This window comes from Acidovorax sp. 69, from assembly GCF_002797445.1.
Taxonomy (GTDB): domain Bacteria; phylum Pseudomonadota; class Gammaproteobacteria; order Burkholderiales; family Burkholderiaceae_C; genus Acidovorax.
On the sequence record NZ_PGEP01000001.1, the window covers coordinates 4,634,295 to 4,657,961 of the forward strand.

At 63.6% G+C, this 23,667-nt stretch carries 20 protein-coding genes and 1 tRNA gene; 8 read left to right on the plus strand and 13 right to left on the minus strand.

The window, feature by feature from the left end:
• Nucleotides 1–65: 65 nt before the first annotated feature.
• Both CLU85_RS21275 and CLU85_RS21280 read right to left on the minus strand, forming a co-directional pair.
• Entirely contained in the window at nucleotides 66–3,350 is a 3,285-nt protein-coding gene (locus CLU85_RS21275) for a carboxyl transferase domain-containing protein (protein WP_100412027.1), read from the minus strand.
• A gap of 236 nt (nucleotides 3,351–3,586) precedes the next feature.
• A complete protein-coding gene (locus tag CLU85_RS21280) occupies nucleotides 3,587–5,212 on the minus strand; it encodes an AMP-binding protein (protein WP_100412028.1) in 1,626 nt (541 codons plus the stop codon).
• A gap of 108 nt (nucleotides 5,213–5,320) precedes the next feature.
• Between CLU85_RS21280 and CLU85_RS21285 the strand changes: the two genes are divergently transcribed.
• The 3 genes from CLU85_RS21285 (at nucleotide 5,321) to ltaE (ending at nucleotide 8,552) form a co-directional block, all read left to right on the plus strand.
• Entirely contained in the window at nucleotides 5,321–6,022 is a 702-nt protein-coding gene (locus CLU85_RS21285; RefSeq protein ID WP_100412029.1) for a TetR/AcrR family transcriptional regulator, read from the plus strand.
• Between the two features lie 84 nt (nucleotides 6,023–6,106).
• The gene (locus tag CLU85_RS21290; protein WP_369858289.1) at nucleotides 6,107–7,363 is read left to right on the plus strand and encodes a branched-chain amino acid ABC transporter substrate-binding protein; all 1,257 of its coding nucleotides are present in this window, start codon (nucleotides 6,107–6,109) and stop codon (nucleotides 7,361–7,363) included.
• Between the two features lie 118 nt (nucleotides 7,364–7,481).
• Entirely contained in the window at nucleotides 7,482–8,552 is a 1,071-nt protein-coding gene (ltaE, locus tag CLU85_RS21295) for a low-specificity L-threonine aldolase (protein ID WP_100412030.1), read from the plus strand.
• A 27-nt stretch (nucleotides 8,553–8,579) separates the two neighbouring features.
• On the opposite strand, the gene CLU85_RS21300 is transcribed toward ltaE, so the two are convergent.
• A complete protein-coding gene (locus CLU85_RS21300) occupies nucleotides 8,580–9,302 on the minus strand; it encodes a YggS family pyridoxal phosphate-dependent enzyme (protein WP_100412031.1) in 723 nt (240 codons plus the stop codon).
• A 36-nt stretch (nucleotides 9,303–9,338) separates the two neighbouring features.
• Between CLU85_RS21300 and CLU85_RS21305 the strand changes: the two genes are divergently transcribed.
• From CLU85_RS21305 to CLU85_RS21320, 4 genes are all read left to right on the plus strand, one after another.
• On the plus strand, nucleotides 9,339–10,382 hold the full coding sequence (locus tag CLU85_RS21305; RefSeq protein ID WP_100412032.1) for a type IV pilus twitching motility protein PilT: 1,044 nt from the start codon (nucleotides 9,339–9,341) through the stop codon (nucleotides 10,380–10,382).
• 55 nt (nucleotides 10,383–10,437) lie between these two features.
• Nucleotides 10,438–11,073, plus strand: a complete 636-nt coding sequence (locus CLU85_RS21310; RefSeq protein ID WP_100412033.1) for a cyclic nucleotide-binding domain-containing protein — start codon at nucleotides 10,438–10,440, stop codon at nucleotides 11,071–11,073.
• 58 nt (nucleotides 11,074–11,131) lie between these two features.
• Nucleotides 11,132–12,268, plus strand: coding sequence for a PilT/PilU family type 4a pilus ATPase (locus CLU85_RS21315; protein WP_100412034.1), 1,137 nt, complete (start codon nucleotides 11,132–11,134; stop codon nucleotides 12,266–12,268).
• A 110-nt stretch (nucleotides 12,269–12,378) separates the two neighbouring features.
• Nucleotides 12,379–13,293, plus strand: a complete 915-nt coding sequence (locus CLU85_RS21320) for an NAD(P)-dependent oxidoreductase (RefSeq protein ID WP_100412035.1) — start codon at nucleotides 12,379–12,381, stop codon at nucleotides 13,291–13,293.
• A gap of 135 nt (nucleotides 13,294–13,428) precedes the next feature.
• Here the strand turns inward: CLU85_RS21320 and CLU85_RS21325 are convergent, their stop codons facing one another.
• From CLU85_RS21325 to CLU85_RS21335, 3 genes are all read right to left on the minus strand, one after another.
• Nucleotides 13,429–14,097, minus strand: coding sequence for a BON domain-containing protein (locus CLU85_RS21325; RefSeq protein WP_100412036.1), 669 nt, complete (start codon nucleotides 14,095–14,097; stop codon nucleotides 13,429–13,431).
• Entirely contained in the window at nucleotides 14,097–14,693 is a 597-nt protein-coding gene (locus CLU85_RS21330; protein ID WP_100412037.1) for an SIS domain-containing protein, read from the minus strand. The genes CLU85_RS21325 and CLU85_RS21330 overlap by 1 nt, the downstream gene beginning before the upstream one ends.
• Before the next feature lie 128 nt (nucleotides 14,694–14,821).
• Nucleotides 14,822–15,253 carry a YraN family protein gene (locus CLU85_RS21335; RefSeq protein ID WP_100412038.1) on the minus strand — a complete coding sequence of 144 codons (432 nt, stop codon included), beginning with the start codon at nucleotides 15,251–15,253 and terminating at the stop codon, nucleotides 14,822–14,824.
• Here CLU85_RS21335 and rsmI point away from each other — a divergent pair.
• Nucleotides 15,253–16,209, plus strand: coding sequence for a 16S rRNA (cytidine(1402)-2'-O)-methyltransferase (gene rsmI / locus CLU85_RS21340; protein ID WP_100412039.1), 957 nt, complete (start codon nucleotides 15,253–15,255; stop codon nucleotides 16,207–16,209). The genes CLU85_RS21335 and rsmI overlap by 1 nt on opposite strands.
• Before the next feature lie 139 nt (nucleotides 16,210–16,348).
• Here the strand turns inward: rsmI and CLU85_RS21345 are convergent, their stop codons facing one another.
• The 7 genes from CLU85_RS21345 to CLU85_RS21375 form a co-directional block, all read right to left on the minus strand.
• Nucleotides 16,349–17,602, minus strand: coding sequence for an Hsp70 family protein (locus CLU85_RS21345; protein ID WP_100412040.1), 1,254 nt, complete (start codon nucleotides 17,600–17,602; stop codon nucleotides 16,349–16,351).
• 204 nt (nucleotides 17,603–17,806) lie between these two features.
• Nucleotides 17,807–17,882: transfer RNA gene (locus CLU85_RS21350), tRNA-Phe, on the minus strand.
• A 53-nt stretch (nucleotides 17,883–17,935) separates the two neighbouring features.
• Complete coding sequence (locus CLU85_RS21355) at nucleotides 17,936–18,619, minus strand: response regulator (protein ID WP_100412041.1); 684 nt, start codon at nucleotides 18,617–18,619, stop codon at nucleotides 17,936–17,938.
• 39 nt (nucleotides 18,620–18,658) lie between these two features.
• Nucleotides 18,659–20,851: an ATP-binding protein gene (locus CLU85_RS21360; protein ID WP_232727894.1), complete on the minus strand. Its 2,193-nt coding sequence runs from the start codon at nucleotides 20,849–20,851 to the stop codon at nucleotides 18,659–18,661.
• Nucleotides 20,852–20,949: 98 nt separating this feature from the next.
• Nucleotides 20,950–21,516 (minus strand): DUF4390 domain-containing protein, encoded by a 567-nt coding sequence (locus tag CLU85_RS21365; protein ID WP_232727965.1) that lies wholly within the window; start codon nucleotides 21,514–21,516, stop codon nucleotides 20,950–20,952.
• Between the two features lie 55 nt (nucleotides 21,517–21,571).
• Nucleotides 21,572–22,900, minus strand: coding sequence for a 16S rRNA (cytosine(967)-C(5))-methyltransferase RsmB (rsmB, locus tag CLU85_RS21370; RefSeq protein WP_369858325.1), 1,329 nt, complete (start codon nucleotides 22,898–22,900; stop codon nucleotides 21,572–21,574).
• Nucleotides 22,901–23,044: 144 nt separating this feature from the next.
• Complete coding sequence (locus CLU85_RS21375; protein ID WP_100412045.1) at nucleotides 23,045–23,635, minus strand: LemA family protein; 591 nt, start codon at nucleotides 23,633–23,635, stop codon at nucleotides 23,045–23,047.
• Nucleotides 23,636–23,667 lie beyond the last annotated feature (32 nt).

A 23,667-nucleotide genomic window follows, 5' to 3' on the forward strand; every position in this document is an offset into this window, starting at 1 on the left:
CCACCCCGGCGCGGGGTGGGCTAGGCGGGCCAGCTTAGCACGCAGTGCACGGCACAAGCAGGCACTTACCAGGTGTCGATGAACCGGTGCCCCAGCGGCGCCACCTGCGCCGACGCCAGCCCGCGTGCCAGCCACGCCCGCGTGTCGGCCGGGTCGATCACGGCATCGATCTCCAGCGTAGCCGCCATGTGCATCGCCTCACCATTGGCGTACGACTTGGCCAGCAGCTTGGCGAACAGCGCGTCGCGCTCGGGCCCTTCCGCCAACGCCTCCAGCTCTTTGCGAAAGCCCAGGCGCACGGCGCCTTCAAGCCCCATGGCACCAAACTCGCCCGTGGGCCACGCCACGGTGAACACGGGCGCATGAAAGCCCCCGGCCGTCATGCCCATGGCGCCCAAACCGTAGCCTTTGCGCAGCACCACGCTGAAGGTGGGCACGCGCAGGTGGGCGGCGGTGACGAACAGGCGGCTGACGTGGCGCACCTGGGCCGTGGCTTCGACCTCGGGGCCGACCATGAAGCCGGGCGTGTCCACCAGGCTCACGATGGGCAGGCCGTGCGCGTTGCACAGCTGCATAAAGCGCGCGCCCTTGTCGGCTGCATCGGCGTCGATGGCGCCGCCCAGGTGTTGCGGGTTGTTGGCCAGCAGGCCCACGGGGCGGCCTTCAATGCGCGCCAGCGCTGTGTGGATGCCCGCGCCGAAGCCGGTGCGCAACAGCAGCAGGCTGCCCTCATCGACCAGCCCCGCCATCGCCGTGCGGGTGTCGTACACGCGCAGGCGGTTCTCGGGCACCACGGATCGCAAGGCGCGTTGGTCGGGTGCGGACCATTGCGATGTGCGCCCCTGGAAGAACGACAGGTAGTGCCGCGCGGCAGCCACGGCCTCGGCTTCGTTCTCCACCAGCACGTCGATCACACCGTTGGCATGCTGCACGCGGCTGGGGCCGATCTGCTCGGGCTTGAAGATGCCCAGGCCGCCGCCTTCCACCATGGCAGGCCCGCCCATGCCGATGTTGCTGCCGCGTGTGGCGATGATCACGTCGCTGCAGCCCAGCAGCGCGGCATTGCCCGCAAAGCAGCGCCCGGCCGCGATGCCGATCACCGGCACCTGACCCGACAGCGCAGCATAGCTGGCGAAGGTGTGCACATGCAGCCCCGCCACGATGGGCATGTCGGTATCGCCCGGGCGGCCGCCGCCACCTTCGGCAAACAGCACCACGGGCAGCTTCTGCGCTAGGGCAATGCCGAGCATGCGGTCGGTCTTGGCGTGGTTGCGCGCGCCCTGGGTGCCCGCGAGCACGGTGGCGTCGTACGACATGACCACGGCGCGCGATTGCTCTGGCCCGAACAGCGCGCCGTTGATGCCACCGATGCCCGTGACCATGCCGTCGGCGGGCGTATTGGCGATGAGGTCATCCAGGCTGCGGCGGCGCGTTTGTGCAGCAATCGCCAGCGCGCCGTATTCGATGAAGCTGCCGTCGTCGCACAGGTCGGCAATGTTCTCGCGCGCCGTGCGGCTGCCTTGCGCGTGGCGCTTGGCAATCGCTTCGGGCCTTGCCGCATCGAGTGTGAACGCGTGGCGGTCCCGCACGCGCTGCAGGTCGGGGCGGATGTGATTGGGGTCGTGCGCAGCGCTGCCCTGCACTTGCACATCGGCCGCGTCGTCCACCGGGGCCAGCACCAGCAGCGGCTGCCTCGGCGCCACATAGCCACCGGCCACAGCCAGCAGCGCGCCCACGCGGCCCGCGTGCGGGGCCAGCAGCACATGCTCCATCTTCATGGCTTCGAGCACAGCCAGCTCGGCACCTGCGGTGACCACATCGCCCTCGGCCACGCTGAGTTGCACCAGGCGGGCGGGCATGGGGGCCCGCACGGCGTTCTCAGGGGCGGTCGGGATATTTTTCAGGTCTTTTTGGCCGATGGCGCCCGATTCATATGCACCGACAGCTATATTTTTTGCAGCAATCAATAGCTCTGGCAACACCGACTCCAGCCAGCGCGTGTGCACCTGCTGGCTCTCCATTTCAGGCCGTGAGGCCAAGGCCTGCAGCAGCGCCAGGTTGGTGGCCACGCCCTCGATGCGACATTCGGCCAGCGCGCGCTGCGAGCGGCGCAGTGCGTCCGCAAAACGCGGGCTGCGCGTGTGCACGATGAGCTTGGCCAGCAGCGTGTCGTAGTGCGGCGACGGCGCGGCGCCGGCCACGCCGTGGGTGTCCACGCGGATACCGGGCCCGGCGGGCAGGTCAAAGCGGGTCAGCGTACCGCTGCCGGGCATGGCACCGCCCTGCGCATCCAGCGTCTCGGCGTTGATGCGCCACTGCACGGCAAAGCCCAACACGGCGGGCGGTGCCGCAGGGTCGAGGCCAATGTCCTGCAACGTGCGACCCGCGGCCAGCGCGATCTGCGCCTGCACCAGGTCCACGCCCGTGACCTCTTCGGTGATGGTGTGCTCCACCTGCAGGCGTGGGTTGCATTCGATGAACACGAAGGGCAGGTCGGTGGAAGCCAGGTCCACCAGAAACTCGAACGTGCCCAAGCCCTCGTAGGCCACCGCGCGCGCCATGGCCAGGGCGGCGGCGGTGAGCGACAAGCGCAGCGGCGCGGGCAGCGAGGGGCTGGGCGCGATCTCGACCACCTTCTGAAATCGCCGCTGCAGCGTGCACTCGCGCTCGCCCAGGGCCATCACCTGGCGACCATCGCCCAGCACCTGCACTTCAATATGGCGCGCGTTGCCCATCAGGCGCTCCACGTACACGCCGTCCACACCAAAGGCCGCCTGTGCCTCGCTGCGGCAGCGCGCGTAGGCCGCGGGCAAGTCATCAGCCGACGCCACCGCGCGCATACCCCGCCCACCGCCGCCGCCGATGGCCTTGATCACGATGCCTGCCTGGGCGTGCTGCGCAAAGAAGGCCTGCGCCTCCTGCAGCGTCACCGCCGCCTGCGTTCCGGGCATCAGGGGCACGCCGCGCTGCTGCGCCAGCGCGCGGGCCTGCGCCTTGTCGCCGAACAGCGCGAGCTGCGCAGGCGTGGGGCCGATGAAGCGCAGCCCCGCCTCGGCACAGGCTCGGGCAAAGTCGGCGCGCTCGCTCAAGAAGCCGTAGCCTGGGTGCACGGCATCGCAGCCCTGCGCCTTGGCAACGGCGATGAGGCGCGCACCGTCCAGGTACGCCGCAGGGCCGGTAGCGCCCAGCGCCACGGCGGCACTGGCTGCGTGCACATGGGGGCTGGCGGCGTCGTCGTCGGCATACACGGCCACGCTGGCAATGCCCAGGTCATGCAGGGCGCGCACGGTGCGCAGCGCGATCTCTCCCCGGTTGGCGACGAGGACATTGGCAAAGAGGGGCAAGGTCATGGTTTTGCTTCTGTTTTTATAGCTTTTAGCGCTTTACTGATAAGCGCTGGCGGCCATCTTTTCTTGTATTTCAGGGACTCACAGGACTGCGCATATCTCGCAGCGCTTGCAACTGACGGGGCCCACACCAGGGCTCCCGCGCAAGGGCCGCCCCGCTGCGCTGGGAGCGTCCCCCTCCCTAGCGCGAAGCGCGCAGAGAGAGGGGGAAGGCGCCGCAGGCGACTCAGGGGGGTGTTTCATGCATCCCGCAACATGCGGCGCAGCACCTTGCCTGCGCCAGTAGCGGGCAATGCGTCGATGAATCGCACCTCGCGCGGGGCCTTGTAAGGCGCCATGTTCTCGCGGCACCAGGCCACCAGCGCAGCGGCGTCCAGCGCCTGGCCGGGTTTCTTCACGATGAAGGCACGCACCACCTCGCCCTTTTCCGCATCGGGCACACCAATCACGGCGGCCTGCGCCACAGCGGGGTGTTTGATGAGCAGGGTCTCGACCTCTTCGGGGAACACGCTGTAGCCCGAGACCTTGATCATTTCCTTGAAGCGGCCGATGAAGGTGAGGTAGCCGTCCGCATCGATCTTGCCCATGTCGCCGGTATAGACCCAGCCATCCCGCAGCGTTTGGGCCGTGGCCTCGGGCTTTTTCCAGTAGCCCTTGAAGTTGCCGGGGCCGTGGATGATGATCTCGCCCACTTCGCCGGTGGGCAGCGGCGCGCCGGTGTCGGGGTCGACGATGCGGATGGTGTTGCCCGGCACCGGCTTGCCCTGGGTGCCCCACCGGATCGCCGCATAGGGCATGCAGGTGTCCATGGTGTGCGTTTCAGACAATCCGTAGGCAGCCTCGAACGCTATGCAATGGGGCGCAAAGGTTTGCCACTGCTGCGCCAGCGGCTCGGTGAAGGTGATGCCAAAGCTGGTGACCGGGTTCATGCGCAACGCGCTCCAGTCCATGTCCCTGGCGCCTGGCACCTGCATGAGCGCTCCGTTCATGGGTGCGATGCTGTACCACCACGTCACGCGGTGGCGCTCCAGGGCCTGCGCCACGCCCATCGCGTCGAAGCGGTACATGAGCACCGTCGTCGCACCCGTCAGGACAGGGATGTTGACGCCCATCAGCATGCCGGCGATGTGATACAGCGGTGCGACGGCCAGCAGCACATCGCCCTCGGTCGCGTCGTTGCTGGCCACGGCTGCCGCTGTTTTGAAGCGCGCGTTTTCGTAGGTGAGCATGGCCCCTTTGGGCAAGCCCGTGGTGCCCGAGGTGTAGGTCATGAGCGCCACGTCATCCATGCCGACGATGACGGGAGTGGGTGTGCCACCGGCACTGGCCACGGCCAAGAAATCCTCACAGCCTGCGGGCACGGGGGCTGCGGCCGCCTGCAGGGCCAGCAGCTCGGCGGGCACGTCGATGCGCGGCGCGGCAGGCAGCAGATCGCCGTAGCGCACCACAAACACATGTTGCAGCGTGGATTGGGCGCGTACCTTGTCGACGATGGGCAGCAACATATCGGCCGCTACGATCACGCGTGCCTGCAGGTCGGTGATCTGGTACTGCAGCTCATGCTCTTTGTTGAGCGGCCCACACGGGCAGACGATGGCGCCGATCTTCTGGATGCCGTAATGCGCCATCACGTACTGCGGGCAATTGTTCATGAACAAAGCCACGGGCTCGCCCTTTCGCACACCCAACGCCTGCAGGCGTGCCGCGAACGCATCACTGGCCGCATCGAGCTGCGCCCAGGTGATGGGCTGCCCATACCAAAGGTAGGCGATGCGGTCGGGGGTTTCGCGCGCATGGCGGCGCAGGTGTTCGTGCAGGGGCAACGGTGCGACTGCAGTGGCGGGCACAGGGCGTGGTTCGGCCATGGGTTTTGTCTCCTTTTTTTTATGCCACCGGTTCTGAGGGTTTGCGATAGGTGCTCTGCCTCGCCAGCGTATTGCCAATATATACCGATCAGTAGAACAATGCTACCCATGGGTATAACCAAAGCGACAAACGCACCGCAAACAGCCAAGACGGCTGCCATTGCGCGCTCAGCAACGGCACGGGGCCGGCAAAAAACCGCCAACGCCAGCACTGATGAGAAACGCGAGCGCATTCTGAAAGCGGCTGAAAGTCTGTTTGACCAGCTGGGCTACGCCAACACCACCATGGAGCACATCGTGCGGCAACTGGGGGTGAGCAAGCCTTTCGTCTATTACTACTTTCGCAACAAGCAAGAGATCTTCGAGACCTTGTCGTGGCGGCCCGCCGTGGCCTGCTTCACTGCGATGGACTTCGCAGCAGACGACACCCGCCCGGCCCACGAGAAGGTGTGTATCGGCATTGAGCGTCTGGTACGCGCCACCTTGGAGCACCACCCTGCCGCCTTCTTCTATTACCGCGAACCCCAGGTCTACCGGCCGGAGTACGTCACCGCACAGAAAAAGATGGCCAACCATTTCTACGCGCAACTGTGCACCCAGCTCGAAGCAGGGCGACAAGCGGGCATGTTCGACTTTCGCGAGACACGCATCACTGCGCAGGCGGCGTGCAGCCTGCCGGGCTTTCTGTACAACTGGTACCGACCCGATGGGCGCCTGAGCCTTGACGAAGTGGTTCATGAGCTGTCGCTGCTGGCCTACCGGGTGCTGGGGTTGCAGAGTGCGCCCCTCCAGCGCAGCGCCAGCGTCTGACACAGGCCACAAATCAGGCTTGCCCCCGCGCCCCGACATCCTTCATTTTTCTTGCCCACCAAAAAGCCACAACGGAGACATCTCTTGAAAAATGCCTTTCACCGCCTCGCCATCTTGCCCGTCGTGTTGGCTGCCGCACTCAGTGCGGGTGCCACCTATGCACAGGCCACTTACAAAATGGCTTACATCGACCCGCTGTCAGGACCGTTCGCCGCCGTGGGCGAGCTGATGCTGTTGCACACGCAATATGCGGTAGACGACATCAATGCCAAAGGTGGTTTGCCAGGTGGCGTGAAGATGCAGCTGCTGCAATTCGACAGCAAACTGTCGGCGCAGGAGAGTCAAAGCGCATTGCAGGCCGCTATCGATCAGGGTGCGCGCGTCGTCATCACGGGAGGCTCTGGTTCGTCCGTGGTGTCTGCGCTCATCCAGTCCGTGAACCGCTGGAACCAGCGCAACCCCGGCAAGGAGCTGCTGGTGCTTAACCACTCCTCCATCGACCCCGAAATGACGGGCAAGGCCTGCAGCTTCTGGCACTTCCAGACCGAGGCCAACACCGCGATGAAGATGAAGGCCATTGCCAACACCATCAAGCGATTGCTCGACGTCAAGCAGGTCTACCTTCTGAACCAGGATTACGCACACGGCAAACAATGGGCCTTGTATGGACGCCAGTTGGTAGGCTTGGCGCGCCCGGATGTTCAGTTCGTCGGAGAAGCCCTGCACCCGATCGGCCGCGTCAAGGACTTCGCCCCCTACTTGGCCAACATCAAACAGAGTGGCGCGGACACGGTGATCACCGGCAACTGGGGGCCGGACATGAACCTGCTGCTCAAATCTGCGGGCGACGCGGGGTACAACCTGCGCTACTTCAATCACAGCGCAGGCTCGTTCCCCGGCACCGTGACAGCTGTTTCACAGGCCAAGCTGGGGCAACTCACATGGGTGGCTGAGTGGCACCCCGGCCAAGCTGACGCACCCAAAGTGGACGCTCTGGCCAAGGCCTACAAAGCCAGGACGGGCAAGGACTTCCTCGCACCACGCATTGAGTTCACGCCGCGCATGTTGGCGCTGGCCATCACCAAGGCGGGCAGCACCGACACCGTCAAAGTGGCACGCGCACTCGAAGACCTGAGCTTCGATACGGTGGTGGGCCCCGTGCGCATGCGCGCAGAAGACCATCAACTGCTGCTGCCCCAGGTGGTCAACACCATCGCGCCGGTGGACGGAAAGGCCGTCAAGGTGGGCTGGGAGGGTACGAACTACGGATTCCGCACCGATGCGGCATACACCGGCAACGAACTGGCACAGGGCACGGATTGCAAGATGACGAGGCCCTGACGACCGACGAGGCGGGCTGGGCGCCTATCGCCTATCCCCTACAGCGGCAGCCGCCACAGGCCGCCGCTACCATGGCCGGTCATTGCATTCATTGACCCGACCCACAAGGACCGCGCCCATGCCCGACTTTCGCAGCGACACCGTCACCCAGCCCACGCCCGCCATGCGCGAGGCCATGTTCAAGGCCCCGCTGGGCGACGATGTGTTTGCCGATGACCCGTCGGTGAACGCGCTGCAGGAGCATGCGGCCGAACTGCTGGGTTTTGAGGCGGCGCTGTTTGCGCCCTCGGGCACGCAGACCAACCTGATCGCGCTGTGGGGCCACTGCCAGCGCGGCGACGAAGCCATCGTGGGCCAGAGCTGGCACACCTACCGGTGGGAAGCGGGTGGCATGGCGGTGCTGGGTTCCATTCAGCCCCAGCCCGTAGAGACCCAACCTGATGGAACTCTGCGCGTGGCCGACATCGCGGCCGCCATCAAGCCCGACGACCCGCACTTTGCGCGCACGCGACTCATCGTGCTGGAGAACACCACGGGTGGCCAGGTGTTGCCCCCCGCCTACGTCACGGAGGTGGCGCTGTTGGCCAACCAACGCGGCCTGGCGCTGCACCTGGACGGCGCACGCCTGTTCAACGCCGCCACGGCCAATGCCGCGCGCCATGGCACGGATGTGTATGAAGAAGCGCGCAGCCTGTGCAGCCATTTCGATTCCGTGTCGCTGTGCCTGAGCAAAGGCCTGGGCGCGCCCGTGGGCTCGCTGGTGCTGGGCTCGCGCGACTTCATCCGGCAAGCCCGCCGCACCCGAAAGATCCTGGGGGGCGGCATGCGCCAAGCTGGCGTGCTGGCTGCTGCGGGCCACTACGCGCTGCAACACCATGTGCGGCGTTTGGCCGATGACCATGCCAATCTGGACCGCCTGGCGCAGGGCCTGAGCGAAGCCCACCGCAGCCACCCGGTGCTGCAGGGCAAGGTCACCGTCTACCCCTGGCAGACCAACATCCTTTTCACCGACCTGCACGCCGATGTGGCCCCGGCCTTCACCGCCTGGCTGGCCCAGCACGGCGTGCGCGTGACCAGCAGCCTTTATGGCGGCAACACCCGGCTGCGCTGGGTGACACACCTGGATGTGAGCGCTGCGGATATTCAGGCGGCGCTGGACTGCATTGCCCGCTTTCAGCGGCCGGGCTGATGGACCGGTGAGGGAGCGATCCCGAGGTCAGGCGGCGGCAGGGTAGCTTCGGCCACCAAAAACACCGGTGCCGACGCGCACTAGGGTGCTGCCAGCCTGGATCGCGGCCTCCAGGTCGGCCGTCATGCCCAGCGACAGGGTGTCAAACTGCTCCAGCCCGGGTTCTCCCAGCACAGATATTTGGTCAAAAATCCTTCTAGCGCTTGTGTGGATTGCCAGTTGCGCTTCAAGTTCAGGAGCATGATCAGGGATGCTCATCAGCCCACGCACGCGCAGGCGTGGCAGTTTTGCGACAGCCCGCACCAACTCCAGCGCCTCGGCAGGGGCCACGCCGGACTTGGTGGGCCCGCCATCGATGTTGATCTGGATACAGACCTGCAGCGGCGGCAAATGCTCCGGACGCTGCGTCGACAGGCGCTCAGCGATCTTCAGGCGGTCCACCGTATGCACCCAGTCGAAGTGCTCTGCCACCAGGCGGGTCTTGTTGCTCTGGATGGGGCCAATACAGTGCCATTGCAGTGCAGCACCAGGCAAGGCACCCCGGACGGCGGCAATCTTGTCCACACCTTCCTGAATGTAGTTTTCGCCAAAGGCGCGCTGCCCCGCAGCCACCGCTTCCAGCACGGCGTCGGCGCCAAAGGTCTTTGAGACGGCCAGCAGTCCGACGCTGCCAGCGCCGCGCCCAGCGGCTGTGCACGCATGCGCCATCCTGTCCAGAACCTGTTGGAGGTTGTTAGCAATCGTGGTCATAATGTTTGACAGCGTATCAAACGATAGAGGGATTCCGTGGACATTACCCAACTGCTCGCGTTCAGCGTCAAGAACAAGGCCTCCGACTTGCACCTTTCGGCCGGCCTGCCGCCCATGATCCGGGTCCACGGGGATGTACGGCGCATCAACGTCGATGCGCTGGACCACAAGACCGTCCACTCCATGGTGTACGACATCATGAGCGACGCGCAACGCAAAACGTATGAAGAGTTTCTGGAGGTCGATTTCTCCTTTGAAATCGAAGGCCTGGCGCGGTTCCGTGTCAATGCCTTCAACCAGAATCGCGGCTCCGCCGCCGTGTTCCGGACCATTCCGAGCAAGATCCTCACCCTGGAACAGCTCAACGCCCCCAAAATTTTCGGCGACCTGTCCTTGAAGCCACGCGGCCTGGTGCTGGTGACCGGGCCCACGGGCTCAGGCAAGTCCACCACGCTGGCGGCCATGGTGAATTTCCTCAATGAATCCGAATACGGCCACATCCTGACGGTGGAAGACCCGATCGAATTCGTGCACGAGTCCAAGAAGTGCCTGATCAACCAGCGTGAAGTGGGCCCGATGACGCTGTCGTTCGCGGCCGCGCTGAAATCCGCGCTGCGCGAAGATCCGGACGCCATTCTGGTCGGCGAAATGCGCGACCTCGAAACCATTCGACTGGCCATGACAGCGGCTGAAACAGGTCACCTGGTGTTTGGCACTCTGCACACGTCGAGCGCCGCCAAGACCATCGACCGGATCATTGACGTGTTCCCCGCCGAAGAAAAGGAAATGGTCCGGGCGATGTTGTCCGAATCGCTGCAGGCCGTGATTTCACAGACGCTGTGCAAGACCAAAGACGGCTCGGGCCGCGTGGCCGCCCACGAGATCATGCTGGGCACCAGCGCCATCCGCAATCTGATCCGCGAGGCCAAGGTGGCACAGATGTACTCCACCATCCAGACCAGCAACAGCGTGGGCATGCAGACACTGGATCAGAACCTGACCGATCTGGTGCGACGCAACATCATCAGCCCGGCCGAGGCCCGCAGCAAGGCCAAGATTCCCGAAAATTTCCCAGGATGATGCGACACCCCCATGACTTTGCGGCCCCACAAGGCGCCGCATACCGGAGCGAGATATGAAAGGCATTCTGAGCCTTCTGAAAATCAAGGCCCGCAGCGGCAAGCCGTCGGAAGACAACACGGATTCCGTGCTGTTTTCTACCGCCTTTGCGGGCCAGGGCGTGGACGACTCGATGCTGGTGCCATGGGAGGCCCGTGCCGTCGAGGTGGGTGCCAAGCGCCTGCCCACCAGCCGTGGCGGCAAACTGCTGCAAGGGCTGTGGGCCAAAGACAAATACATGGTCCATCTGGACAAGGACGCGGTGGAGCGCATGGAGCGCTTCTTTGAGTTTGCGGCCATCCCCTCCAACCGCGATGTGATCCGGCAGGACGAGTACGGCAATTTCATGGTGGTGCTGCTCACGGGCACCATTGCCGTGGACCGCGTACAGCCCTGGGGCGAGCAACTGAGGCTGGCCGAAACACGCCCTGGCGACATCCTGGGCGAGATGTCGCTGCTCGACAGTGGCATCCGCTTTTCGGCCTGCACCACACTCACCGATTGCGAGATCGCTGTACTGAGTGCCGAGGCCATGGATGACATGATGACCAAGGACCCTCAACTGGCAGCCAGTCTGATTGCGCTGCTGGCACGCAAGCTGTCGCTGCGCTTGCGCGTAGTGAGCGCGCGCCTGAGCGACAACCAGAAGTGATGTGCAAACACAAAACCAATGATCGTCCGACAGGCGACTACCCCAGGGAGAAATTCTGATGGAACGCGATCAGGCCAGTAAATTCATCAATGACCTGCTCAAGCTGATGGTGAGTCGCAACGGTAGCGACTTGTTCATCACGGCAGAGTTTCCGCCCGCCATGAAAGTCGATGGCAAGGTGACCAAGGTGTCGCCCCAGCCACTCACGCCCAACCACACGCTGACCCTGGCGCGCGCCGTGATGAGCGACAAACAGGTGGCCGATTTCGAACGCACCAAGGAGTGCAATTTCGCCATCTCGCCCGCCGGTATTGGTCGTTTCCGCGTGAATGCGTTCATCCAGCAGGGCAAGGTGGGCATGGTCATGCGGACGATTCCGCTGACCCTGCCCACCATCGATGGCTTGGGCGTGCCGCAGGTGCTGAAAGAGGTGACGATGACCAAGCGCGGTCTGTGCATCCTGGTGGGTGCCACTGGCTCGGGCAAATCGACCACGCTCGCAGCCATGGTGGACTGGCGCAACGAGAACTCGTTCGGCCACATCATCACGGTGGAGGATCCCGTCGAATTCGTGCACCCGCACAAGAACTGCGTGGTCACGCAGCGCGAAGTGGGCCTGGATACCGACAGCTGGGAAGCTGCCCTCAAAAACACGCTGCGCCAGGCGCCCGACGTGATTTTGATGGGCGAAATCCGCGACCGCGAAACCATGGAACACGCGGTGGCCTTTGCCGAAACCGGGCACTTGTGCCTGGCCACACTGCACGCCAACAGCGCCAACCAGGCGCTCGACCGGATCATCAACTTCTTCCCCGAAGAGCGCCGCGCACAACTGCTGATGGACCTCTCGCTCAACCTGCGCGCCATGGTGTCGCAGCGGCTGATTCCCAAGCAAGACGGCAAGGGCCGCGCGGCGGCGGTGGAAATCATGCTGAACACGCCGCTGATCTCCGATCTGATCTTCAAGGGTGATGTTTCCGAGATCAAGGAGATCATGAAAAAGAGCCGTAACCTGGGCATGCAGACCTTTGACCAGGCACTGTTCGATGCGTATGAGGCCAATGTCATCAGCTATGAAGACGCGCTGCGCAATGCGGACTCGCTCAACGACCTGCGCCTGCAGATCAAGCTCAACAGCCAGCGCGCCAAGTCACCCGACCTGGCACAGGGCACCGAGCACTTCGCCATCGTCTGACGGCGCCCCGGCAACAAGCACCACGACCCTGTGGTGCGACCCTATTCCTCCGTGTAGCCCCGCCCTAATGGGCGGGTTTTCACTTCCCAGAACCCACTGACCCCACACACATGCCAAGCACCAACTCCCGCAACTACGACGCCACCCCATCGCGCAAGGTCGCATTTCTGGGGCTGGGTGTGATGGGCTATCCCATGGCCGGCCACCTGGCGCTGGCGGGGCACGAGGTCACTGTTTACAACCGAACCTCTGCCAAATCAGCAGCATGGTGCGAAGAGTATTCGGGCACCCGGGGCCCCAAACATGCAGCAACACCGCGCGAGGCAGCAGCCGGTGCAGAAATCGTGTTCTGCTGTGTGGGCAATGACGACGACCTGCGCTCCGTCACACTGGGGGCCGATGGCGCCTTTGCAGGCATGAAGCCGGGCGCAGTCTTTGTGGACCACACCACCGCATCTGCCGAAGTCGCGCGCGCTCTCTACGCGGCCGCCCAGGCTCTGGGCTTGCAGTTTGTGGATGCCCCCGTATCGGGCGGCCAGGCGGGGGCGCAAAACGGCCTGCTGACGGTCATGTGCGGTGGCGATGCTGCGGCTTTCGAGGCCGCACAACCAGTAGCCATGGCATTCTCGCGTGCCTTCACGCTGCTGGGCGCCAGCGGCTCGGGCCAACTGGCCAAGATGGTCAATCAGATCTGTATTGCCGGGTTGGTGCAGGCCTTGTCCGAGGCCGTGGCTTTTGGCCAGAACGCCGGACTCGACATGAAGCAGGTGCTGGACGTGATTGGCAAAGGGGCCGCCCAGAGCTGGCAGATGGACAACCGTGGCAAGACGATGGTGGACGGGAAATTCGACTTTGGCTTTGCGGTGGACTGGATGCGCAAAGACCTGGGCCTGGTGCTTGACGAAGCCAAGCGCAATGGCTCAAGGGTACCGGTGACTGCGCTGGTGGACCAGTTTTATGCCGACGTACAGAAACTGGGCGGCAACCGCTGGGATACTTCGAGCCTCATCAAGCGCCTGACCTGACCGCCGCGCGCACGCACCGGGGACACCAGGCGGCATTGCGTATCCACCCACCCGAGAGGCCCCGCAGGGCCTCTTGTTCATTCAACGGCGCCGCAGCGCCCCTCAAACCGGATGCTCCCTCCGCGTGTGCCCGCTTCAGCCGCCCGGCGACGCGCTGTTGTCCGTGGTCACCGGTGCGGGCTGGGGGGCGCTGCGGCGCAGCTCTTCATCCGAGAGAATTTCAAACACGCGCACCACCTTGCTCACGTCGCTCACGCCACGGGCGATATCCGTCGCCCGCTTGGCCTCTCGCTGCGACACACGCCCCATGAGATAAACGGTGTTGCGCTCGGTCACGACCTTGAAAGAGTTCGCCGAAATGTCCTGGGCATCCACCAGGCTGGCGCGCACCTTGCCGGTAATGAAGGTGTCGGTAGAGCGCTGGCTCAAGCTAGAGCTGGGCATCACGGCAAGATCGTTCACGACCGAACGCGCGTTCTCCACTTTCGACACTATCTGCTCGACGGTCTGGCGATCCTGCGCCGTGGGTACCTCGCCCGTCAGCAAGGCCTGGCGGTTGTAGCTGGTCACGTTAACGTGGGCGCGATCACCCAGGGCTTCGCGGATGCGGTTGGATGCACGCAGCTCAATGCCCTCGTCTTCGATCTGCGTGCCAGTGGTGCGGCGATCAACGGCCATCACACCACCGACAACAGCTCCGCCGACGATCAGTGGTGCGCAAGCCGACAGGCCTGCAACCAGCGCTGCCGCGGCCAGCGCAGTGCACATGGCGCGGTGGGCACGGTTCATGGTTGGGTTGTTCATCAAGGAATCTCCTGTTCACCAAGTAACTGGGCATCCACACCGTCGCTCAGGCAATGCAGCACGAGGGCATGGACCTCACGCACACGCGCTGCGCGGTCGTGGGGCACGCTGATCAACACATCGGTTTCTCGCAACAGGGCGGCCAACTTGCCACCCGTGCGGCCCGTCAGGACCACCACCGTCATATCGCGCTCATGGGCCGCCTCGGTGGCCGCCAGCAGGTTGGCGTCGTTGCCACTGACCGACAAAACCAACAGCACATCCCCGGCCTGCCCCAGCGCCCGTACTTGCCTGGCAAATTGCTGGGCCATATCGTTGCTGCCTGTGGCGGCGGTCAGCAAGGTGCTGTCGGAGGTCAATGCCAGCGCGGCCAGTTCAGGCCGCTCTCGCTCGAACCCTGCCACACAGAAGGCGGCGAATTGCTGGGCTTCGGCGGCTGATGGGCCGTTGCCGCACGCTAGCACCTTGCCCCCGCTGGTGACGCAGGCGAGCACCGCTTGCACTGCGGCGGCAATGGGGTGGCTCAAGGCTTGCGCGGCCTGGTACTTCAGGTCGGCGCTGTCGATGAAATGCTGTTGGATGCGTTGCTCAAGCATGGAGGCCCGATGATACCCGCCGCGTGTTACAGCTTTTGTAGCAAACCGTAGCCATCTGCATTGCCCCGGCGGTGCCAATGGCCCAAAAAGGGATGCCGGGGATTAGCGCTTGGAGGCCGCTGACACGGCTACTGCGCATCGAACGCCGCCTTGAGCCACTGCACAGAATCCTCCACCAGCACCACATCAAAACGGCAGGGCGGCGGCGACGGCAGACGTATCAGGTACTGCTGCGCCGCGAAGATGATGTGGCGCTGCTTGGTGGCGCCGATGCTTGCCCCGGCTCCGCCAAAGGCGGTGCTGCTGCGGCTGCGCACCTCCACGAACACCAGGGTGCCATCGCGATCGCGCATGACCAGATCAATCTCGCCCCCACCACGCCCAGGCGTCCGATAATTGCGCACCAGCAAGTGCAACCCGGCCGCCTGCAAATAGGCCAGGGCCCTGTCTTCTGCGGCGTTGCCCTGCTGTCGGGTGGTGACCGCACGGGCAACCGCAGGGCGGGACGCATCGGCCAGCCCGGAGGCCACTTCCGGTCTTCTTTTTCCAAGGAATTTCATTGAGCGCCTCTTTCGCATCAGCCCAGAGCGCCGCGCACGAAGCAGCGGCAGCCCAGCATTATCCGCAGGGCGCGCTGTACGTGGTGGCCACGCCCATCGGCAATCTGGCCGATATCACCTTGCGCGCGCTGCACGTGCTGACGCTGGCCGACACCGTGGCCTGCGAAGACACGCGCCACACGCAATCGCTGCTGCGTGCTTATGGCATCGACAAAGGTGCACACCAATTGCTGGCCGTGCACCAGCACAACGAGTCGGAAGCCGCGCAGAACGTGGTGCAACGGCTGCAGCAAGGCCAGCGCGTGGTGTACGTGAGTGATGCAGGAACGCCAGGGGTGAGCGACCCCGGCGCCCGCCTGGTGGCCGCAGTGCAGGCGGCGGGCTTGCGGGCAGTGCCTCTGCCTGGCGCCAGCAGCATCATCACGGCGCTGAGTGTGGCCGGTGCCGTCGCACACAACACGGAGCATGGCGGTTTTGTATTTGTGGGTTTTTTGCCCGTCAAGAATGCCGAGCGCGCCACCGTGATTGAGCAGCAACTGGCCCATGAGCCCCGCTGCGTAGTGCTCCTCGAAGCCCCCCATCGCATCGGCGAATTGGCCCAAGCGCTGACGGTGCTGGGCACACGCCCCGTCACGCTCGCGCGCGAACTGACCAAGCAGTTTGAAGAAGTCACCACGCTGCCCGCCCAGGCCCTGACCGCATGGCTCGAGGGTTCGCCACAGCGTTCACGCGGCGAATTTGTGGTGCTGCTTCACCCCGTGCCCGTGGCCAGCGACGATGGCGACAGCCTGCGGGTGCTGCGCCTGCTGCTGGCCGAGCTGCCCCTGAAGACCGCCGTCCGCCTGGCCGCCGATATCACAGGGGCATCGCGCAACGTGCTGTACAACACGGCCCTGGCCTGGAAACGCGATGAGGCCCCGCTGAAGGATGCCGCAGACGGCAATGAGGCGGGCTGATTCCTCACCTTGGGTGGATTGATGAAAATGGTCGGTGGCGCATACAAAATAATCGCCAATAGCTATATTTTTTATAGCAAATTATTCTATCGATGATGGATCAGTGGCTGGTCGGTGGCAGGTCGGCCAGCCATGGCCATCAACCCGACACCGCCAGGCCCGCAGCCACCCCGCCGAACAAGTCCCCCTCCACCTGGGGCGTGTCCGGGAACGCCGTCTTCAGCACTTGCCGCAGAGGCCGCAGCGCAGACGAGCCCCCCGTCAGGTAGATCGCATCCAGGCCATCCGCTGACAACCCTGCGCTCTGGACACACTCGCGCGCGCAAGCGACCACCTGCTCCAGAGGTTGCTCCAAAAAGCGGACCAGGCCCTGCGATGTCACTGCGGCGCCAAGACCCTGTTCGATCCAGTCCAGCGGCATGGGCGCATCGGCATCGGCCAGAGACGCCGCGATCTTGGCCTGCTCCACCGTATTCGCCATGCGGTGTCCCAGGCGCTCGCTCAGCACCCGCATGAGCCGCCCGTGCAGCCGCGCGTCTGCGTAGTCCGTGCGCAAGTTCTGTGCATCACGCAAGGCACGCGGCGCATACAGCCACTGGATCAAGTGCCAGGTCGACAGGTCAAAGAAGACGCGGCTGGGCACTTCACGCCCCGCAGGCCCCTTGTGCCGAAAACCCAGCAAAGGCATGAGCAGGTCCAGGCTGAGACGACGGTCAAAGTCGGTGCCGCCAATGTGTACGCCGGTGGTGGCCAGCACATCTGCGCTGCGATCGGCGCGGGCCATACGCTCGGGGCCCAGACGCACCACCGTGAAGTCCGACGTGCCCCCGCCAATGTCCACCACCAAAACCAGCGACTCGCGCTCAATGCGCTGCTCATGGTCCAGCGCCGCCGCGATGGGCTCCAGCTGAAACGCTACGTTTTCGAAACCGGCCGCCAACGCCGCCTGGCGCAGTGCGTCTTCGGCCTGCTGGTCGCGGCCCGCATCGCCATCAACAAAATGCACAGGGCGCCCCATCACCACGCGCCCGGGCAGGCCACCCAGCTCGTCGCGGGCCTTCTGAGCCAGCATGCGCAAAAAGAGGCTGATGATGTCCTGATAGCTCACCAGCGTGTTGTGCACTGAGGTCTTATCCTGCAGCAACGCACTGCCCAGCAGACTCTTGAGCGAGCGCATCAGACGCCCTTCCGTGCCCGCCAGATACTGCCCCACCGCATCGCGCCCGAAGTGGGTGCGGTGATCTTCGGCATTGAAGAACACCGCGGTGGGCAGCGTGTGCGCCGCCCCCTCCAGCGCAATCATCCGTGCACGCCCAGCGCCTTGACGCACGGCCATTGCAGAGTTGGAAGTACCAAAGTCGATACCAAGGGTGGTGTCCTTCAGAAGGGGCATGGAAAGCGTAGGGATGAGGCGGAGAAAACGAAATGCGGAGCTATCCACCCGCAGGCCTGCTCGGTGCCGACCTGCAGCACACGCCCCTCGAAGGGAACGTGAACTCCCGCGACGGTGGCACAAGAGCGCCACGAAGAGCCAGCGCATATGGATGCTGCGAAACTGAAAAAGCCCTTGATTTTTTCAAATCAAGGGCTTTTTGTTTGGTGGCCTGGGGCGGAATCGAACCACCGACACAAGGATTTTCAATCCTCTGCTCTACCGACTGAGCTACCGGGCCTGAGCCTCAAATTATAGTCAGAAAAATCCGAATTTTTGAAAATCTCGCAGAAATTAATTGCGCTTACCCCGACCGAGGTCCACGCCCAGCTGTCGCAGCTTGCGATACAGGTGCGTCCGCTCCAGACCGGTTTTTTCTGCCACTCGGGTCATAGACCCCCCCTCACGAGCCAAGTGAAATTCAAAGTAAGCCTTTTCGAAACCATCGCGCGCTTCGCGCAGGGGACGATCCAGATCGAACCCCTGGTGCGCGTGCGGCCCGACATCCACCCCCGCCATCACCACCGAAACCGTCGGCAGTTGCGAGAACGTGGCGTCTGCGGCCATGGCTGCAGGTGGCTGGACTGTCGCTACCGGTGCTGCTTGATGTGCTGCATTGCGGGCCAAGCCCTGCTCTACGGCCTTGAGGAGCTTCTGGAGGGTGATAGGCTTTTCGAGGAAGGAGAAGGCTCCGATGCGCGTTGCCTCCACGGCGGTATCAATGGTGGCATGACCACTCATCATGATCACAGGCATGGTGAGGACGCCGGCTGTAGCCCATTCCTTGAGCAGAGACACCCCGTCCGTGTCGGGCATCCAGATGTCCAACAGCACCAGGTCATAGCTATTGCCTGCCCGAGCGGATCGAGCCTGGGTCGCATTTTCTGCGAGGTCTACGCTGTGACCTTCGTCGTTCAGAATTTCCGACAGCAGATCACGAATGCCGAGCTCATCGTCGACCACCAGAATATTTGCCATGTGTGTTGAAGCGCCTTGGGGTACTGCGGGGCGGTGTTGTTATGACGCCACCGCTGGTTCAGGGGCGAATGATAACGACACTTGGGCCCCGCGCACCACGCCATCTTCCGTGCGGTTCGACAGATCGATGCGGGCGCCATGTTCATCTGCGATCTTTTTGACCACAGCCAAACCCAGACCCGTGCCTCTCGGTTTGGTGGTCACATAGGGCTCGAAGGCACGCTGCAGGATGTGCGAAGGAAAGCCGCCACCGCTGTCTGCCACCGTGAGTCGCACGCGCCGTGAAGACTCACTCCAGCGGGTCAAGATACGTACCGGCGGCATCGGCTCAGAGACATTTGTACGCGCCTGCTCGGTCGAGTCTTGCGCGTTTTGCAGCAGGTTGTGCACCACCTGTCGCAACTGCTGCGCGTCGCCTGCAATCATGGGGCAGCGCGCGTCCAGCTCGGCTTCTACAGGCACGGTGGCGTTCTCCTCCCCATACAGATGGAGCACATCCGCGACCAGCGCATTCAGATCCAGGGCATGCAGTTCAGCGGCCGGCAGGCGGGCGTAGTCCCTGAACTCATTGACCAGACGCTTCATGGCGTCCACCTGGTCAACGATGGTCTTGACGGACTTGGCGAGGACGGCTTGTTCAGGGTCGGCCAGCTTGCCGGAGAGCTTCATTTCCAGCCGCTCGGCAGACAGCTGAATGGGGGTCAGCGGGTTCTTGATTTCATGCGCCAACCGCCGCGCAACCTCACCCCATGCCTGCGCCCGCTGCGCAGAAACGATTTCAGAAATGTCGTCAAAAACCAACAGCCGCGTGGAATCGGGGAGCTCAGCGCCCCGCGCCACCAGGCTGGTGGCGTGTTGCCCAGCCCCAATCGACGACGCGTGCAGCTCAAAAGGTTGTTGCCAATGGTCCAGGCCATGGCGCTCGTGGTCGCCCAGAAAGGCGTCGAAATGCCGTTGAACCGAGGCGGCGAACTCGGCGAGACCCGGCACCTCCGACAGATGCCGCCCCTCATACGCTGCCATCGGCGCGCGCAAGATGCGGGTGGCGCCAGGATTGGAGGAGTAGATCACCCCCTGTGCATCCAGCACGATGACCCCGGCAGTCAGGTTGTCCAGAATGGTTTGCAGGTTTGCGCGCGATGCATCCACCTCGCCCATGCTCAGTTCCACCGCTTGGCGCGCGTCCGCCAGTTGCTGGGTCATGAGAGCAAACGAGCGCGTGAGCCCCCCCAGCTCGTCCTTGCTCTGCAGTGCCGCCTTGGGGCTGAGGTTGCCTGCAGCCACCTCACGCACCCCTTCGGCCAGTACCAACAGGGGCCGCACCAGCTGATTGCCCAGCAACACGGCGAGGAGTACGGCGCCAAAAACTGCGAGAAACAGGCTCAGCGTGAGCGTGCCTACATACATGCGCCGCAAGCCCCCACGGGCCAGCGCACGCTCCTGGTATTCGCGGTTGGCCTCTTGGACGGCGATGGCATTGGCCACCAGCGCGGGCGGCAGGGGGAGCGTGGCTTGCAGGTAGCGCGGCTCCACCAACAGACCAACACTGGGGCTGCTCACCAGCGCCAGCACCTTGACGCGAGCGTTCTGCGCTGCCGCCGGGTCGGAAATGTCATCAAGTCCTTCGATCTGCGCCGAAGCCCGCTGCTGACGCACGGTGCGCAGCAACGGTACGCCCGGACGTTCGGGGTTCAGGCTGAAACGTGACTGGCCAGCGCTGGCCACAGCCTGCCCGGCCGCATTCCAGAGCACTACATCCGTAGCGCCCAGTTGGTCACGAATGCGCTCCAACACCAACCCGGCAGCCGCGTCGGGCACCTGGGCTACCTGTGTGCTGGCGTTGCGGGTTTTGGCAGCCATGTCCGCCGCCAGCGAATCCAGCGACACGCGGGCCAGATTCACGCCAGCCGACAGGGCTCCTTCCACCTTGACATCAAACCAACTCTCGATGGACCGGGTTACAAACTGGTAGGACACCACATAGATCAGCAGGCCCGGCATCAAACCCACCAACGCAAAGATGGCCGCCAGCTTGACCAGGAGGCGACTTCCAAAGCGGCCCTTGCGCAAACGCATGCCCAGCCGCACCGCCACCCATGCCAGTACAGCCAAAAGTAGCAAAGCCACAAATACATTGATGCCAAAAAGCCAGGCGTAATTGCGCTCGTACAAAACGCGGTTGTTGGTGGCCAGCGTGAGCAAGAACAGCAACACCATCCCAATGGCGGACATGATGGCCGCGCCGACCCCCACCGCCCAGCGCACCGCGCGTGACTGGCGCGCCGTCGCCTGAGTGGATGCGGAAACGCCAGAACCCCGAGCGTCTGCCTTCACTTGGCAGGCCCCGTAGCCAGCCGCTGGCTGCGGGAAACCAGCAGGTTCCAGCCGGAACGCCCCACGGCACCAATCTGAAAGGGACGGGGAAGCTGAGACATATCCAGTCTGAACTTGAAAGTAACCGTGTGGACGGCATCTGCCTCAATCACACTGTCTTCAGCAATCTTCCAGCGTGAAAAACGCTGAATTGATGACAAAGCATCCGCATAGTTGTCGAAGTTCTGGCCCAACATCACCCCCAGACCACTGTTTGTAAACGGCACTGGAGAGATGTTGAGGCGCCAGCGGCGGGTCAGAGGCTGGTAACTCAGCCTAAAGTAACGCGAGGTTTCGGCGATTTGCCGGTCAGACCAGTACCAACGATCACGCAGCACTTGGGCATCGGCCACGAAGAACATCGGAATGCCTTTGAACAAAGCGTCCTCAGCCAATTCAGGCAGATCAAACTGCAAACTGGTGCTCAGATAGAGGCCATCGTCAGTGCGCTCCAAGCGCAACTCACTCACCTCTGCGGTGGGTGACGAGGCTGCAGCCGCATACGGGAGCAGACAGCAGCCCATCAGCAACAGCAGTAAAAATCTGGCGCAAACCAGCATCCAATGGCCCTTGGCGGGCTCATTGCAGAGATTTTTGCAACAGTGCGTAAAAGAAACCGTCGTGCTCACCTGTCTGATTGTCCGGGACAGCCCCGGCCTTGTCCGCTTTGCCGGGAATTAAATGGCCGGGTGAAGGCAGCAATTGGGCATCGGTGTTGTGCGCAAGAAACGTTTGCACCTGGGCATCGCCTTCGGCCCGGAACACCGAACAGGTGCAATACAGCAGCCGACCGCCAGGACGCAGCAACGGCCACAACGTCGTCAGCAACCTCGCCTGCAAACTGGCCAATTGGGTGATGTCCGTTTCACGGCGCAGCCAACGCACATCCGGATGGCGGCGCACGATGCCAGACGCTGTGCAGGGCGCATCGAGCAAGATGGCATCAAAAAGCACGCCACCGCAATCGGTGTGCCACCAATCCTGTGGACGTGCAGCATCAGCGACCACCACCTTGGCGCTCAGCCCCAAGCGCTGCAGAGTGTCGCCGATGCGTGCGCTGCGAGCGGCATCGATCTCCAGTGCAGTGACTTGCAGGGGTGCCCCGATGCCGGCCATTTCCAACAAGTGTGCGGTCTTGCCCCCAGGCGCGGCGCAAGCATCTAGCACGCGCAGCGGTTGCGCAAGGTCCAGGCCCTGAAGCAGCAGAGGGGCCGCCATCTGCGCTGCTGCGTCCTGCACCGAAACCCAGCCGTCAGCAAAACCCGGCAATATTTGCACGGGTACGGGTTGCTGCAAGACAAGGCCGACATCGCCCACGGGATTTGCTTCCAATCCAATAGCACGCAGTGCAGATTGGTATTGCGCCACGGTGCCTTTTTGCTGGTTAACACGCAGTGTCATGGGAGCATGCGTATTGTTGGCGCGCAATATCTGCTCCCAGTGCAAAGGGTGGTCCTTGCGCAGCCGTTGAATCCACCATGTGGGATGATTCCAACGCGCTACAGGGTCATTGTCGGTCGCAGCCACCAAAGCATCACGCTCACGCAAGAAGCGGCGCAAACAGCCATTGATAAAAGAGGCTTGGGCACGGGTCTCGGCGTTGTGTTTGGCCGCCTCTACCGCTTGATTGACCAAGGTAAAGGGCTCGTAAGGAGAGTCTTCGGGACTCCAACACAGCGCCAGAGCCACGCACAACAAGGCATCTGCGGCAGGCGGCGGCGTGCGAGCCGCCAGCTGCCGGCGCAGCGCCTCGGCGCGGCCTGACTGTCGAAGCACCTGGAACAGCAGGGACTGAACTCCCGGGCGCAGCCCGGCCTCAATGTCCGCCAAGGCGGTCGTCCCCGACTGCCCACCCCGTATAGCCAGCAGTGCGCCAGCAACTCCGGCCAGTTGTTGCCACAGCGCGATCGGCTGCGTGCGGTAGGAATCTGGTGCCACCGTCAGGTCACCTTCACCGCGGGAGGAAGGACGCGAAGAGTGCGGCAGATTGTCGCCAGCGCGGACTGGGCGATTGCCGGGATTTTGTTGACGCATCGTGATCCTGAAAACCGGCTACAGCACTCGTGCAGCCTTGAAGCCAAAAACCCAAGCCAGCAAGCTGGCAGGGAACTGTGCGATGGCCGCGTTGTACTGCAGAACCGCGTCATTGAACACACGGACGGCCTGTTCGGTCTGAACGGAATGCTCCGCCCAACGCGCTTGCCATATCGACAGCGCGGTCAAAGCAGGCTCCTGCGCCGCTGCCGACACCGGCTCTGATGCGGCTGAAGCCTCCTCCAACTTGCCCACTGCGCCCTTCCAGGTGGCTTGCAGCATCTCACGCGCGGCAGTCAACGCAGCCACAGCATCCGCCCGCAGCGGGCGGGCACGGGCTACCGCCAAGGATGCGCTCAATTGCGTGACAGCCCCCTGCAGTGCAGCCACTTCGGCCTCGCCAGAGTCACTCAAAAGACGCCCTCGCTGCACCAAATGCGCCGCACCAAACTCCCCCAACAAGGCCACAAGACGCACCATATGTGCATCGAAGCTGCCAAACGATTGCACTACGGACGAGCGCAGTCGCATCAATCGGTTATAGGCCCCGAGCGCCCAGAACAGGGAGACGGCAAAAACAATCCAGAAGAGGGGCGATGACCACAACATGCACAGTCGCCGATTCAGCGCGCTCCACGCGC

What these genes read in the sequence shown, in the direction of transcription:
- CLU85_RS21275 (WP_100412027.1), bottom strand. Translation starts at nt 3,350, where the DNA reads ATGACCTTGCCCCTCTTTGCCAATGTCCTCGTCGCCAACCGGGGAGAG.
- CLU85_RS21280 (WP_100412028.1), bottom strand. Translation starts at nt 5,212, where the DNA reads ATGGCCGAACCACGCCCTGTGCCCGCCACTGCAGTCGCACCGTTGCCC.
- CLU85_RS21285 (WP_100412029.1), top strand. Translation starts at nt 5,321, where the DNA reads ATGGGTATAACCAAAGCGACAAACGCACCGCAAACAGCCAAGACGGCT.
- ltaE (WP_100412030.1), top strand. Translation starts at nt 7,482, where the DNA reads ATGCCCGACTTTCGCAGCGACACCGTCACCCAGCCCACGCCCGCCATG.
- CLU85_RS21300 (WP_100412031.1), bottom strand. Translation starts at nt 9,302, where the DNA reads ATGACCACGATTGCTAACAACCTCCAACAGGTTCTGGACAGGATGGCG.
- CLU85_RS21310 (WP_100412033.1), top strand. Translation starts at nt 10,438, where the DNA reads ATGAAAGGCATTCTGAGCCTTCTGAAAATCAAGGCCCGCAGCGGCAAG.
- CLU85_RS21315 (WP_100412034.1), top strand. Translation starts at nt 11,132, where the DNA reads ATGGAACGCGATCAGGCCAGTAAATTCATCAATGACCTGCTCAAGCTG.
- CLU85_RS21320 (WP_100412035.1), top strand. Translation starts at nt 12,379, where the DNA reads ATGCCAAGCACCAACTCCCGCAACTACGACGCCACCCCATCGCGCAAG.
- CLU85_RS21325 (WP_100412036.1), bottom strand. Translation starts at nt 14,097, where the DNA reads ATGAACAACCCAACCATGAACCGTGCCCACCGCGCCATGTGCACTGCG.
- CLU85_RS21330 (WP_100412037.1), bottom strand. Translation starts at nt 14,693, where the DNA reads ATGCTTGAGCAACGCATCCAACAGCATTTCATCGACAGCGCCGACCTG.
- CLU85_RS21335 (WP_100412038.1), bottom strand. Translation starts at nt 15,253, where the DNA reads ATGAAATTCCTTGGAAAAAGAAGACCGGAAGTGGCCTCCGGGCTGGCC.
- CLU85_RS21345 (WP_100412040.1), bottom strand. Translation starts at nt 17,602, where the DNA reads ATGCCCCTTCTGAAGGACACCACCCTTGGTATCGACTTTGGTACTTCC.
- CLU85_RS21355 (WP_100412041.1), bottom strand. Translation starts at nt 18,619, where the DNA reads ATGGCAAATATTCTGGTGGTCGACGATGAGCTCGGCATTCGTGATCTG.
- CLU85_RS21360 (WP_232727894.1), bottom strand. Translation starts at nt 20,851, where the DNA reads ATGTCCGCCATTGGGATGGTGTTGCTGTTCTTGCTCACGCTGGCCACC.
- CLU85_RS21365 (WP_232727965.1), bottom strand. Translation starts at nt 21,516, where the DNA reads ATGGGCTGCTGTCTGCTCCCGTATGCGGCTGCAGCCTCGTCACCCACC.
- CLU85_RS21375 (WP_100412045.1), bottom strand. Translation starts at nt 23,635, where the DNA reads ATGTTGTGGTCATCGCCCCTCTTCTGGATTGTTTTTGCCGTCTCCCTG.